Here is a 13,298-nt window from a genome sequence, read left to right on the forward strand (position 1 = left end):
CCCCAAACCACAAGGCACCGGCCCCTATGTCCAAAAAGTCACGCTCGAAACTCTGGTTCCTGGTTCACAGCTGGCTGGCCCTGCCCATCTGGTTCTTCGTGCTGATCGTCTGCTTCACCGGCACCCTGGCAGTGGTCAGCCAAGAGCTGGTGTGGCTGGCCAAACCGGAGATACGCGCGGCGAAGCCGAGCGATGATGCGCCACTGCTGACTTACGACCAGGTGCTCAAGGCCCTGCGTGAAGCCCGCCCCGATCTGGATGTGCAATACATCATGCGCCCGGACGAGTCGCACTTCGCGCTGCAGGTGCAGGTGGTGCAACCGGACAACACCACCCAGAACCTCTACGTGAACCCCTATACAGGCAAGATCCAGGGCATCAGCCCTTCCTTCGACTTCCGCCAGTTCACTCGCGCCTTGCATGGCTGGTGGCTGGTACCTTTCGGCAACGGCTACCCGTGGGGGTGGTACCTGGTCTCGCTGCTGGGCTTGCCGATGCTTGCCTCGCTGGTCACCGGCCTGGTCGTCTACAAGCGCTTCTGGAAAGGCTTTCTGAAACCTACCCTGCGCTTTCGCCAAGGTGCGCGCATCTTCTGGGGTGACTTCCATCGCCTGAGCGGTATCTGGTCGATCTGGTTCATTGCCGTGATCGCGATCACCGGCACCTGGTTCCTGATCCAGGCGTTGCTGGCCGACAACCACATCTCGATCTCAAGCCGCGACGTCCCCGCCGTGGTGGCCCGCGAGGACGTACCGCTGCTGCAGGCTGGCGAAGCGCCCCGGCTGGTCAGCCTGGAGCATGCCATCGAAACGGTGAAGGCGCAGATCCCCGGCTTCGAGGCATCCTTCGTGCGCCTGCCCGGCAATGCCTATGACACCTTCAACATCCGTGGCCGCGGCTGGTACCCGCTGATGTTCCAGAGCGCCAGCATCAACCCGTACACAGGCGTGGTCGCCACCTCGCACACCCTGGATGATCGCACGTCGCTGGAGTTCGTCACCGAATCCATGCGCCCGTTGCACACAGGCGACTTCGGCGGGCTGTGGGTCAAGATGATCTGGTTCGTTTTTGGCCTGGTGCTGACCTTGATGGTGCTCAGCGGCCTGTTGATCTGGAGCAAGCGCACCGCACAGGCCACTGCAGCCGCATTGAAACGCAAGCCGCGCAGCGCACCAACGGCCAACGCCGCGCAAGACGCCCACCTGCCGGAGACCGCCCGATGAGCCGAGCCACCACCACCGACGCACCTTCGGCCTCACGCCGCCTGTGGCTGAAATGGCGCTTTCACCTGAACATCCTGCTGATACTCATCCCCTTGGGGTTCATGCCCAGGTATTTTGCCGACCAGGCGTTGTTCAAAGGTGAAGCCGGGCTGGGTGAGCGTGAGGCGGGTGTGGTCGCAGTGGGCCCATGGAGCCTGCGCCTGGCCGAATTCCGTGCGTCGGCGCCCCGCCAGGAAGGCCCGGCCGGGTATTTCAAGAGTTTCAGTGCGGCGCTGTGCAACCACTGTATCGGCGAAGTGAAGGCCACCTACCTGCGGGTGGGTAAGCCACGCAGCCTGCGCGCGGCCGGGAGCATCTTCTTCGGTTCACCCTACAGCATGGGCGCTTCCGTCCCGGTTCCGGCCAAGACCCGACCCAACGCTGAATTGTGGATCACCATGGAAGGCTGGGATGGCAGCGTGCACCAGGCTTCGATCCCCCTCAGCCAGGCCTCGCCGGCGACAGTTGCCTGGCTGCAGGCGCAGGTTGGCAGCCGCTAGACAACCCGGCGGCGCCCCCCCTGATCGGGTCAAGCGTTGCCAGCGGCGCTTTCCTTGCCCGCGTCCGTGGGGGCGCTTTCAGTGGGCGTGAAGACCATCACTTCCAGTACATCGGAATGGAACTCACGGCGGTACAGGATCAATACCACGCCCACACTCACCACCATGAATAGCCAAGGGCTGATGAACCAGGTCAGCATGGCCATGCCGAAGTAATACGAGCGCAGGCCGAAGTTGAACTGGTTGGCGGCCAGTGACAGCACCCGCGCCGCGCGGGAGGCGAACGCCTTGCGCTCCAGCTCATTGACCAGCCGTTCGCCGATCATCGGCGCCGACCCCACCAGCACGGCGGCAAAGTTGTATTGGCGCATGCACCAGCTGAACGTGAAGAAGGCATAGACAAATACCATGGCCAGGCACAGCAGCTTGATCTCCGACATGCCCTGGGATGTTTGCTGAACCAGCGGCAGGTCGGCCAGCAACGACAGTGCCCGGTCGGAGGCACCGAGCACGGTGAGGATGCCAGCCAGAATGATCAGGGTGCTGGAGGCAAAGAACGAAGCGTTGCGCTCCAGGTTACCGATCACGCTGGCATCAGCGATGCGGTTGTCGCGCAGCAGCATGCGGCGCATCCAGTCTTCGCGGTACAAGTGCAGCACACTGGCCAGGCACGCGGTGTCGCGCCCCTTCCAGATCGCATAGCGGGTATAGCCACCCCAGCACAGGGCGAACCAGGCGATGGCCAGCAGGTTGTTGAGGTTGCTTTGGATGAAGTTCATGCAGGGTTACCGAAAGGGCCATGTGCCTAAAGGATAGGGACCGGATTTCGACGCTGGCAAGCGGCAAAAGGCACACCTGCACACTGAAAAATGCATTACCTGCTGCGAAGCGGCCGAAACAGGCAAACAGCAAAAAGCCCCGCATCCTTTCGGAGACGGGGCTCTCTTGTTTTCACCCTTGGCGGGCACCCTTCGGCTTGTGGCCGGTGCCGCCCTCAGGCTTCGACTTGTCCGGTCAGGCCAGCGCCTCGCGCGGCTTGCCGAGCATGCGGTCGCAGGCCACGGCACCCACCAGGGTCACCACCGAAGGTACCAGCCAGGCCATGCCGGCATCACTCAATGGCAGGTGCGCCATGAAGTCTGGCAACACGTGGGCAAGGCTGCTGCCCTTGATCGCATCGACCATGCCGAACAACAGCGACACCAGCATCACCGGTGCCAGTATGCGCGTTGGCGAGTTCCACAGGTCTTTCACGAAGCTCAGGCCAACCACCACGATGCACGGCGGATAGATGGCGGTGAGCACCGGGATCGAGAACATGATCAGCTTGGTCAGGCCAAGGTTGGAAATCAGCAGCGAGAAGCCGGCGAGGATCACCACCAGCGCGCGGTACGACAGCGGCAGGATCTGGCTGAAGTACTCGGCGCAGGCACAGGTCAGGCCAACCGCGGTCACCAGGCAGGCCAGCGCGATCAGCACGGCCAGGAAGCCGCTGCCCAGGGAGCCGAAGGTGTGCTGTACGTAGGCATGCAGCACCGCCGCACCGTTGGTGGCGTCCGCCGCGATGTCGTGGCTGGTGGCACCCAGGCGGAACAGGCTGATGTAAACCAGGGCCAGGCCGACACCGGCGATCAGGCCGGCGATGATGGCGTAGCGGGTAATCAGCCTCGGCGACTCGACACCGCGCGAGCGAATGGCATTGACAATGACGATACCGAACACCAGGGCACCCAGGGTATCCATGGTCAGGTAGCCATCGGAGAAGCCCTTGGAGAACGCAGCGGCGGCATAAGCAGGCTGTGCGTCACCGATGGTACCGGCGGGCAAGGCGAAGGCAGCGATGCCCAGTACGGCCAGGGCAATGATCTTCAACGGTGCCAGGAAGCGGCCCACGGTGTCGAGCAACTTGCCAGGGTACATGGACACGGCCAGCACGACGATGAAGTACACCAGGCTGTAGATGAACAGCGCCAGCGGGCTTTCACCGGTCAGCGGTGCAACGCCCACTTCGAACGACACGGTCGCGGTACGCGGGGTGGCGAACAGTGGGCCTACCGACAGGTAGCACACGGCCGCCAGCAAGCCACCGAAGAACTTGCCGATCGGGCTGCTCAGGGCATCCATGCCGCCACCGACCTTGGCCAGGGCGACCACGGTGATGACCGGCAGGCCGACGGCAGTCACCAGGAAGCCCAGTGCAGCCATCCATACATGCGGGCCAGACTGCAGGCCGACGATAGGCGGGAAGATGATATTGCCTGCACCCACGAAAAGCGCAAACGTCATAAAGCCAAGCGCCAGGATATCCTGGCCTTTGAGAACTTTCATTTAAGGTAGTACCACACTGCTGAAATCGGGATTCGAGAGGGGATTTCCCTTTGGGTAAGGGGAAATGCTGCCCGGCTTGATAGGCCAGACCCGTTTAGCGTGTCGTTCCCTTTTGGGGTACGGGCACAGAGTGAACGCGTAATGTAACTGTTTTGTCAGTCAAACGCACTGGCACAGTGCTGCTTGTCCGATGTGCGTACATGTTTGTCGTCTGCGCGACCGAGGACAGCAGGCATTATCCTCGGATTGAAACATTCGTCTGCGTGAAAATTCCTATTAAACCTGTCGAAGAATCTCTATCGCCAGCACCGGCCTCTTCGCGGGTAAACCCGCTCCTACGAACCCCACATACGACAAAGGCCACCCGAAGGTGGCCTCTGTGCGCGTGGGGGGTGTAGCAGTATTACTTCTTGGCTTCCCAGCCAGTCAGCTCGGCCAGGGCCTTGCCGATGTCAGCCAGCGAACGCACGGTTTTCACACCCGCGTCCTGCAGGGCGGCGAACTTCTCGTCCGCAGTACCCTTGCCACCGGAGATGATGGCGCCAGCGTGGCCCATGCGCTTGCCCGCAGGTGCGGTAACACCGGCGATGTAGGAAACGACAGGCTTGGTCACGTGGGCCTTGATGTAGGCCGCGGCTTCTTCTTCAGCCGAACCGCCGATCTCACCGATCATCACGATCGCTTCGGTCTTCGGGTCTTCCTGGAACAGCTTCAGGATGTCGATGAAGTTGGAGCCCGGGATCGGGTCACCGCCGATGCCGACGCAGGTCGACTGGCCGAAGCCGGCGTCGGTGGTCTGCTTCACAGCTTCGTAGGTCAGGGTGCCGGAACGCGAAACGATACCGACCTTGCCTGGCAAGTGGATGTGGCCTGGCATGATGCCGATCTTGCACTCGCCCGGGGTGATGACACCTGGGCAGTTAGGGCCGATCAGGGTCACGCCCAGCTCGTCGCACTTGACCTTGGCATCCAGCATGTCCAGGGTAGGAATGCCTTCGGTGATGCAGACGATCAGCTTGATGCCGCCAAAGGCAGCTTCCAGGATCGAGTCTTTGCAGAACGGAGCGGGTACGTAGATGACCGAAGCGTCAGCGCCGGTAGCTTCCACGGCTTCCTTGACGGTGTTGAACACCGGCAGGCCCAGGTGGGTGGTGCCACCCTTGCCTGGGGTTACGCCGCCGACCATCTTGGTGCCGTAGGCAATGGCCTGTTCGGAGTGGAAAGTACCCTGCGAGCCGGTGAAGCCCTGGCAGATGACTTTGGTATCTTTATTGATCAGGACGCTCATTACTTGCCCTCCGCAGCTTTGACAACTTGTTGAGCAGCGTCGGTCAGGCTGGTTGCCGCAATGATGTTCAAACCGCTTTCTGCCAGTACTTTAGCGCCCAGTTCGGCGTTGTTGCCTTCGAGGCGAACGACGACCGGAACTTTAACGCCGACTTCTTTCACTGCACCAATGATGCCTTCGGCAATCATGTCGCAGCGAACGATGCCGCCGAAGATGTTGACCAGAACGGCCGCGACATTGCTGTCGGACAGAATGATCTTGAACGCTTCGGTAACGCGCTCTTTGGTAGCACCACCGCCAACGTCGAGGAAGTTGGCCGGCTTGCCGCCGTGCAGGTTGACGATGTCCATGGTACCCATGGCCAGGCCGGCACCGTTGACCATGCAGCCGATGTTGCCTTCAAGGGCAACGTAGTTCAGTTCGAACTTGGCAGCGTGGGCTTCACGGGCGTCGTCCTGCGACGGGTCGTGGAAGGTTTTCAGCTTCGGCTGACGGTACATGGCGTTGGCGTCGATGTTGATCTTGGCATCGAGGCAGTGCAGGTCGCCATCGGCCTTGATCACCAGCGGGTTCACTTCCAGCAGCGCCAGGTCATGATCCTTGAACAGCTTGGCCAGGCCAACGAAGATCTTGGCAAACTGTTGAACTTGCTTGCCTTCCAGGCCCAGCTGGAAAGCCAGCTCGCGACCCTGGAACGGCTGAGCGCCGACCAGTGGGTCGATGGTGGCCTTGAGGATTTTCTCAGGCGTTTCGTGAGCGACTTTCTCGATGTCCACGCCACCTTCGGTGGAAGCCATGAACACGATACGGCGGCTCGAACGATCGACTACAGCGCCCAGGTACAGCTCTTTGGCGATGTCAGTGCAGGATTCGACCAGAATCTTGGAGACGGGTTGACCGTTGGCATCGGTCTGGTAGGTAACCAGATTCTTGCCCAACCACTGTGCAGCGAACGCCTTGGCGTCTTCCTTGCTGCGAACCAGCTTTACGCCGCCCGCTTTACCGCGACCACCCGCGTGAACCTGGGCTTTTACAACCCACTCGTTCCCGCCGATCTTGTCGCAGGCTTCTGCAGCTTGCTCAGGGGTGTCGACTGCGAAACCCTTGGAAACTGGCAGGCCGTATTCAGCGAACAGCTGCTTACCCTGATACTCGTGAAGATTCATGCTTTTTACCGTCTTCGTTAGGTACTGCGCTTCGGCGCTGCGCCATCAGTGGCGCCGCACCACCTGTGACCGTTGACCCCGGGTTTCCCGTGTGATCCGGTCCGGCGGACTTTCCGCGGTGAGTCATGCACGCAAGACTCACGACGGGCAGCCCGCCGTGGTTTCTTATAATTAACGCTTCTTACGGTTGGCCACGTGAATGGCGCCGCCATTCACCGCCAGCGCTGCTTCATGCAACGCTTCGGACAGGGTTGGATGGCTGAAGACCATCATGCCCAGATCCTCGGCACTGGTGCCGAATTCCATTGCGATTGCGCCCTGCTGCACCAGTTCGGCAGCCGATGGGCCAATCACGTGAACACCCAGAACGCGGTCGGTCTTGGCATCGGCGATGACCTTGACGAAACCACCGGTGTCGTTGGCAGCCATCGCACGGCCGCTGGCCGCGAACGGGAAGGTGCCCACGTTAACCTCAACGCCCTCGGCCTTCAAGGCCTGTTCGGTCTTGCCGACCCACGCGATTTCCGGGTGGGTGTAGATGACCGATGGGATCAGGTCGTAGTTCATCTGGGCCTTGTGGCCCTTGATGCGCTCAACGACCATGATGCCCTCTTCCGAAGCCTTGTGGGCCAGCATCATGCCGCGTACCACGTCACCGATGGCGTACACGCCAGGAACGCTGGTGGCGCAGTAATCGTCGACGAAGATGTAGCCACGCTCGTCGATGGTCACGCCGCTGTCGGCAGCCAGCAGATCGGTAGTCACCGGGCGACGGCCGACGGCAACAATCAGCTTGTCGAAGGTGATCTTCTGCTCGCCTTCGGCGTTGGTGTAGGTCACTTCGACTTCATTGCCGTTGACTTTCGAGCCGGTGACGCGAGCGCCCAGCTTGATGTCCAGGCCTTGCTTGGTCAGGGTCTTCTGGGCTTCTTTCGACACGGCGGTGTCGGCAGCCATCAGGAAGGTGTCCAGGGCTTCCAGGACGGTCACTTCAGCACCCAGGCGAGCCCATACCGAGCCCAGCTCCAGGCCGATCACGCCTGCACCGATAACGCCCAGGCGCTTCGGTACGGCCTGGAATTCCAGGGCGCCGGTGGAGTCGACGATGACGTTCTGGTCGACCGGGGCCGGCGGAATGTCGATCGGGCGCGAGCCGGAAGCCAGGATCACGTTCTCGGCTTCGATGACTTCGGTGGTGCCGTCAGCTTTGGTGACTTCGACTTTCTTGCCGGCCAGCAGCTTGCCGTGGCCTTGGATCGAAGTGACGCCGTTGGCCTTGAACAGGGTGGCAACGCCACCGGTCAGGTTCTTGACGATGCCCGCCTTGCGGCCAACCATCGCGGCCACGTCCATCTTCACTTCGCCAGTGGAGATACCGTGGACGTTGAAGCTCTCTTTGGCTTCCTTGTATTTCCAGGAGCTGTCCAGCAGCGCCTTGGAAGGAATGCAACCTACGTTCAGGCAGGTGCCGCCCAGGGCCAGCTTGCCCTCGGCGTCGGTGTACTTCTCGATACAGGCAGTCTTCAGACCAAGTTGTGCGGCCTTGATGGCAGCTACATAGCCGCCTGGGCCTGCACCGATTACCACTACGTCGAATTTCTGGGTCATAAAAGATTCCTTATCAGCTACAAGCTACAAGCCGCGAACCGCGCGGCATGGCTTCTCGCGAAGCCAGGCCCGGCACGGTACGCAGCCAGAGGGTTAGATGTCCAGCAGCAGGCGGGACGGATCTTCCAGCAGGTTCTTGATAGTGACCAGGAAGGTTACCGCTTCCTTGCCGTCGATCAGGCGGTGATCGTACGACAGCGCCAGGTACATCATCGGGCGAATCACGACCTGGCCATTGATGGCCATCGGGCGCTGGATGATGTTGTGCATGCCGAGAATGGCGGCCTGCGGCGGGTTGACGATCGGGGTCGACATCATCGAACCGAAGGTGCCACCGTTGGTGATGGTGAAGGTACCACCGGTCATCTCTTCGATGGACAGTTTGCCGTCACGGGCCTTCTTGCCGAAGGTAGCGATGCCGTTCTCGATTTCAGCCAGGCTCATCGACTCGGCGTTACGCAGCACCGGCACCACCAGGCCACGGTCGCTGGACACGGCAACACCGACGTCGGCGAAGCCGTGGTAGACGATGTCGTTGCCGTCGATCGAGGCGTTGACAGCCGGGAAGCGTTTCAGCGCTTCGGTGGCAGCCTTGACGAAGAACGACATGAAGCCCAGGCGCACGCCATTGTGGGTCTTCTCGAACAGGTCCTTGTACTTCGAACGCAGGGCCATGACTTCGGTCATGTCCACTTCGTTGAAGGTGGTCAGCATTGCCATGTTCGACTGGGCTTCGACCAGACGCTCGGCGATCTTGGCACGCAGGCGGGTCATCGGCACGCGCTTCTCGGTACGGTCGCCAGCGGCGACGACAACCGGGGCAGCGGCAGCAGCGGCAGGCTTGGCAGCCGGTGCAGCGGCAGGAGCCGACTTCTTGTTGGCAACAGCAGCAACCACGTCTTCCTTGGTGACGCGACCGCCTTTACCGGTGCCTGCCACGGTAGCCAGGTCGATGCCGTTTTCTTCAGCCAGCTTGCGCGCAGCCGGGGCAGCGATCGGGTCATCTTCGCCGGCGTCAGCGCTGGCAGCGGCCGGAGCAGCTGCAGGTGCGGCGGCCGCGGCAGGCGCGGCGGCAGCACCGCCTTCAACGATCGAACCCAGCAATTCGTCGGACAGGACGGTGTCGCCCTCGCCCTTGACGATGTCGCCCAGCACGCCATCGGCAGTCGCCAGTACTTCCAGGACAACCTTGTCAGTCTCGATGTCGACGATCAGCTCGTCACGCTTGACGGCTTCGCCCGGCTTCTTGTGCCAGGTGGCAACGGTGCCATCGGCAACCGATTCCGGGAAGGTTGGGGCTTTGATCTCGATAGCCATTATCTGTGTTTCCTTAAATTCGGTTTCAGGTGCGCGAAGGCGTTAGACAGTGAAGGCGTCTTGCAGCAGTTTTTCCTGCTGTTCGGCGTGCTTCGAAGCGTAACCACAGGCTGGCGCGGCAGAAGCGTCGCGACCGGCGTATTCCAGGACCAGTGCCTTGTTGTGGCGGCCCAGGATACGGCGCATGTGGTGCTGGCTGCTGTACCAGGCACCCTGGTTCATCGGCTCTTCCTGACACCAGACCGCATGCTTGAGGTTGGTGTAAGGGGCGAGGATTTCGACCAGATCGTCCTCAGGGAACGGATACAGCTGCTCGATACGCAGGATGGCGATGTCTTCGCGGCCTTCGGCACGGCGTTTTTCCAGCAGGTCGTAGTAGACCTTGCCGCTGCACAGCACCAGACGCTCGACCTTGGCCGGATCGATTGCGTCGATTTCCGGGATCACGGTCTGGAACGAGCCTTCTGCCAGGTCTTCCAGGGTCGAGATGGCCAGCTTGTGGCGCAGCAGCGACTTCGGCGTCAGGACGACCAGCGGCTTGCGCAGCGGGCGAATGACCTGGCGACGCAGCAGGTGGTAAATCTGTGCCGGCGTCGTCGGTACGCAGACCTGGATGTTGTGCTCGGCGCACAGCTGCAGGTAACGCTCCAGACGCGCGGAGGAGTGCTCCGGCCCCTGCCCTTCATAGCCGTGTGGCAGCAGCATGGTCAGGCCACACAGGCGGCCCCACTTGTGCTCACCACTGGTGATGAACTGGTCGATCACCACTTGCGCACCGTTGGCGAAGTCGCCGAACTGGGCTTCCCAGATCACCAGCGCGTTCGGCATGGTGGTGGAGTAGCCGTATTCGAAGGCCAGTACCGCCTCCTCGGACAGGAACGAATCGTACAGATCGAAACGTGGCTGGCCAGGGAACAGGTTCTGCAACGGAATGTAGGTGCTGGCGTCCTTCTGGTTGTGCAGCACCGCGTGACGGTGCGAGAAGGTGCCACGGCCGATGTCCTGGCCGGTCATGCGGATCGGGTGACCTTCGAACTGCAGGGTGGCGTAAGCCATGGTCTCTGCATAACCCCAGTTGATCGGCAAGCCACCGGCCTGCATCTTCTGACGGTCTTCGTAGATCTTCGACACCTGACGCTGGACCACGAAACCTTCCGGCAGCTCGAGCAGCTTGGCCGACAGATCCTGCAGGGTCTTGAGGTCGAAACGGGTGTCGTGACGCGCGGTCCAGGCATGGCCCAGGTACGGACGCCAGTCGACGAACAGCTCGCGGTTCGGCTCCTTGACCAGGCTTTTCACCACGTGCAGGCCATTGTCCAGCGCGTTGCGGTACTCGTCGATCTTGGCCTGAGCGCGCTCGGCGTCGATGCGACCGGCCTGGATCAGCTGCTCGGCATACAGCTCACGGGTAGTGCGCTGCTTGCTGATTTGCTGGTACATCAGCGGCTGGGTGCCGTTCGGCTCGTCAGCCTCGTTGTGACCACGGCGACGGTAGCAGACCAGGTCGATGACCACGTCACGCTTGAACTGCATGCGGTAGTCGATGGCCAGCTGGGTGACGAACAGCACGGCTTCCGGGTCATCGCCGTTCACGTGCAGGATCGGTGCCTGGATCATCTTGGCAACGTCGGTCGCGTACTCGGTGGAGCGCGCATCCAGTGGGTTGCTGATGGTGAAACCAACCTGGTTGTTGATCACGATGTGCACGGTACCGCCGGTCTTGAAACCGCGGGTCTGCGACATCTGGAAGGTTTCCATGACCACGCCCTGGCCAGCGAACGCAGCGTCGCCGTGGATCGAGATCGGCAGCACCTTGTCGCCAACGGTGTCGTTGCGGCGGTCCTGACGGGCGCGCACCGAACCCTCGACCACCGGCGAAACGATTTCCAGGTGGGACGGGTTGAACGCCATGGCCAGGTGCACTTCGCCACCCGGGGTCATCACGTTCGAGGAGAAGCCCTGGTGATACTTCACGTCACCGGAGCCCAGCTCGTTCATCTTCTTGCCTTCGAACTCGTCGAACAGCTCGCGCGGGTTCTTGCCGAAGGTGTTCACCAGCACGTTCAGGCGGCCACGGTGGGCCATGCCGATCACGACCTCCTTGGCGCCGTAAGAGCCGGAACGCTGGATCATTTCATCCAGCATCGGAATCAGGCTCTCGCCGCCTTCAAGGCCGAAACGCTTGGTGCCCGGGTACTTGGTGCCCAGGTACTTTTCCAGGCCCTCACCGGCGGTCACGCGCTCGAGCAGGTGGGCCTGCACGTCAGCGGAAAACTCCGGACGGCCGCGCACGCTTTCCAGGCGCTGCTGGAACCAGCTGCGCTGCTCGGAATCGACGATGTGGGTGAATTCGGCGCCAATGGTGCGACAATATGTCTTCTGGAGTGCATCGAAGATGTCGCGTAGGCTCGCCTCCTCTTTGCCGATGAACAGGTCGCCGGCACGGAAGGTCGTATCAAGATCGGCATTGGTCAAGCCGTAGTGATTGATCGACAGGTCTACGGGCGCAGGGCGCTGCCACAACCCCAACGGGTCGAGCTTGGCAGCCTGATGGCCGCGCATACGATAGGCCTGGATCAGTCGCAGAACTTCAACCTGCTTCTTCTCGTGTTCACTGCTCACGCTCCCGGCGGAAACCGGTTGGGCGCGGCGCTGGTTCTTTGCCAGCAGTACGAAATGGTCGCGGATTGTCGAGTGCGATACATCAGTAGCGGTGCTGCCGTCGGCTGGCAACTTCTGGAAGTAAGTGCGCCACTCTTCTGGCACAGCGTTAGGGTCGTGCAGGTAGAGCTCGTAGAGCTCTTCCACATATGCAGCGTTACCACCTGAAAGGTGGGCGCTATCCCACATGCGCTGCATCACGCTTTCTTGCATGCTTGGTCACCCTCGATTAGGGGACTGATCGGCGAGAGCCACAGCAAACCTGGAAAAGTCCGAAAACAGCGACTGAACCACGCCACTTGGATCCTGCTGATTTTCCGGGTACCAGCCCGGAAAGCCCCTGCTGGTCTCATATCTTCATAGGTAATGAACGCGGGCTTTGTGGGCCCTTGTTCGGGTTTTACCTCAGTGCGGGCTCACCACCCGCACCTCGGCTTACTGCAGGTACAACGCTTTGTATCAGGTGCCGCTTTGCAGCAGCATGTTACGTACGTGACCGATTGCCTTGGTCGGGTTCAGACCTTTCGGGCAAACGTTTACGCAGTTCATGATCCCGCGGCAGCGGAATACGCTGAACGGGTCATCCAGGGACGCCAGGCGCTCCTGAGTCTTGGTATCGCGGCTGTCGGCAAGGAAGCGGTAGGCTTGCAGCAAGGCTGCCGGGCCCAGGAACTTGTCCGGGTTCCACCAGAACGACGGGCAGGAAGTCGAGCAGCACGCGCACAGGATGCACTCGTACAGGCCGTCCAGCTTGTCACGGTCTTCCGGCGACTGCAGGCGCTCGATGGCCGGGGCCGGGGTGTCGTTCTGCAGGAACGGCTTCACCTTCTCGTACTGCTTGTAGAAGATGCTCATATCGACCACCAGGTCACGAATGACCGGCAGGCCTGGCAGAGGACGCAGAACCAGCTTGCCGCCCTTCACCACCGCCGACAGCGGGGTGATGCAGGCCAGGCCGTTCTTGCCGTTCATGTTCATGCCGTCGGAACCGCAAACGCCTTCACGGCAGGAGCGACGGTACGAGAAACCCTCGTCCTTTTCCTTGATCAGTGCCAATACATCCAGCACCATCAGGTCCTTGCCGCCGGTATCGACGTCGAACGACTCCATTTTTGGCGCCGAGTCGGTGTCCGGGTTGTAACGATAAACTTCGACTTTCAACATAGCA

The 13,298-nt window shown here is 61.3% G+C and carries 10 protein-coding genes; 2 read left to right on the forward strand and 8 right to left on the reverse strand.

The features are described 5' to 3' along the window. Nucleotides 1-26: 26 nt before the first annotated feature. Both AA098_RS19165 and AA098_RS19170 read left to right on the forward strand, forming a co-directional pair. Entirely contained in the window at nt 27-1,223 is a 1,197-nt protein-coding gene (locus AA098_RS19165; RefSeq protein WP_003254197.1) for a PepSY domain-containing protein, read from the forward strand. Then, nucleotides 1,220-1,762 carry a hypothetical protein gene (locus AA098_RS19170; RefSeq protein ID WP_004573639.1) on the forward strand — a complete coding sequence of 181 codons (543 nt, stop codon included), beginning with the start codon at nt 1,220-1,222 and terminating at the stop codon, nt 1,760-1,762. Before AA098_RS19165 ends, AA098_RS19170 begins: the two co-directional genes overlap by 4 nt. 29 nt (nt 1,763-1,791) lie before the next feature. Here the strand turns inward: AA098_RS19170 and AA098_RS19175 are convergent, their stop codons facing one another. From AA098_RS19175 to AA098_RS19210, 8 genes are all read right to left on the reverse strand, one after another. Continuing rightward, nucleotides 1,792-2,541 carry a DUF599 domain-containing protein gene (locus AA098_RS19175; RefSeq protein WP_003254200.1) on the reverse strand — a complete coding sequence of 250 codons (750 nt, stop codon included), beginning with the start codon at nt 2,539-2,541 and terminating at the stop codon, nt 1,792-1,794. Between the two features lie 235 nt (nt 2,542-2,776). Then, complete coding sequence (brnQ, locus tag AA098_RS19180) at nt 2,777-4,090, reverse strand: branched-chain amino acid transport system II carrier protein (protein WP_003254201.1); 1,314 nt, start codon at nt 4,088-4,090, stop codon at nt 2,777-2,779. 403 nt (nt 4,091-4,493) lie between these two features. Then, the gene (gene sucD, locus AA098_RS19185; RefSeq protein ID WP_003254203.1) at nt 4,494-5,378 is read right to left on the reverse strand and encodes a succinate--CoA ligase subunit alpha; all 885 of its coding nucleotides are present in this window, start codon (nt 5,376-5,378) and stop codon (nt 4,494-4,496) included. Continuing rightward, nucleotides 5,378-6,544 (reverse strand): ADP-forming succinate--CoA ligase subunit beta, encoded by a 1,167-nt coding sequence (gene sucC, locus AA098_RS19190; protein ID WP_003254205.1) that lies wholly within the window; start codon nt 6,542-6,544, stop codon nt 5,378-5,380. Before sucC ends, sucD begins: the two co-directional genes overlap by 1 nt. Nucleotides 6,545-6,715: 171 nt before the next feature. Further along, nucleotides 6,716-8,152, reverse strand: a complete 1,437-nt coding sequence (lpdA, locus tag AA098_RS19195; RefSeq protein ID WP_003254207.1) for a dihydrolipoyl dehydrogenase — start codon at nt 8,150-8,152, stop codon at nt 6,716-6,718. A gap of 93 nt (nt 8,153-8,245) precedes the next feature. Then, nucleotides 8,246-9,469 (reverse strand): 2-oxoglutarate dehydrogenase complex dihydrolipoyllysine-residue succinyltransferase, encoded by a 1,224-nt coding sequence (odhB, locus tag AA098_RS19200; RefSeq protein ID WP_003254209.1) that lies wholly within the window; start codon nt 9,467-9,469, stop codon nt 8,246-8,248. A gap of 42 nt (nt 9,470-9,511) precedes the next feature. Continuing rightward, on the reverse strand, nt 9,512-12,343 hold the full coding sequence (locus AA098_RS19205; protein WP_003254210.1) for a 2-oxoglutarate dehydrogenase E1 component: 2,832 nt from the start codon (nt 12,341-12,343) through the stop codon (nt 9,512-9,514). 246 nt (nt 12,344-12,589) lie between these two features. Continuing rightward, nucleotides 12,590-13,294, reverse strand: coding sequence for a succinate dehydrogenase iron-sulfur subunit (locus AA098_RS19210; protein WP_003254212.1), 705 nt, complete (start codon nt 13,292-13,294; stop codon nt 12,590-12,592). Nucleotides 13,295-13,298: the final 4 nt, after the last annotated feature.

Origin of the sequence: Pseudomonas sp. JY-Q, from assembly GCF_001655295.1 — a bacterium.
GTDB lineage: Bacteria > Pseudomonadota > Gammaproteobacteria > Pseudomonadales > Pseudomonadaceae > Aquipseudomonas > Aquipseudomonas alloputida.

Excerpts from the sequence above, each read along its gene's own strand:
- AA098_RS19165 (WP_003254197.1), top strand. The coding sequence starts at position 27 with ATGTCCAAAAAGTCACGCTCGAAACTCTGGTTCCTGGTTCACAGCTGG.
- AA098_RS19170 (WP_004573639.1), top strand. The coding sequence starts at position 1,220 with ATGAGCCGAGCCACCACCACCGACGCACCTTCGGCCTCACGCCGCCTG.
- AA098_RS19175 (WP_003254200.1), bottom strand. The coding sequence starts at position 2,541 with ATGAACTTCATCCAAAGCAACCTCAACAACCTGCTGGCCATCGCCTGG.
- brnQ (WP_003254201.1), bottom strand. The coding sequence starts at position 4,090 with ATGAAAGTTCTCAAAGGCCAGGATATCCTGGCGCTTGGCTTTATGACG.
- sucD (WP_003254203.1), bottom strand. The coding sequence starts at position 5,378 with ATGAGCGTCCTGATCAATAAAGATACCAAAGTCATCTGCCAGGGCTTC.
- sucC (WP_003254205.1), bottom strand. The coding sequence starts at position 6,544 with ATGAATCTTCACGAGTATCAGGGTAAGCAGCTGTTCGCTGAATACGGC.
- lpdA (WP_003254207.1), bottom strand. The coding sequence starts at position 8,152 with ATGACCCAGAAATTCGACGTAGTGGTAATCGGTGCAGGCCCAGGCGGC.
- odhB (WP_003254209.1), bottom strand. The coding sequence starts at position 9,469 with ATGGCTATCGAGATCAAAGCCCCAACCTTCCCGGAATCGGTTGCCGAT.
- AA098_RS19205 (WP_003254210.1), bottom strand. The coding sequence starts at position 12,343 with ATGCAAGAAAGCGTGATGCAGCGCATGTGGGATAGCGCCCACCTTTCA.
- AA098_RS19210 (WP_003254212.1), bottom strand. The coding sequence starts at position 13,294 with ATGTTGAAAGTCGAAGTTTATCGTTACAACCCGGACACCGACTCGGCG.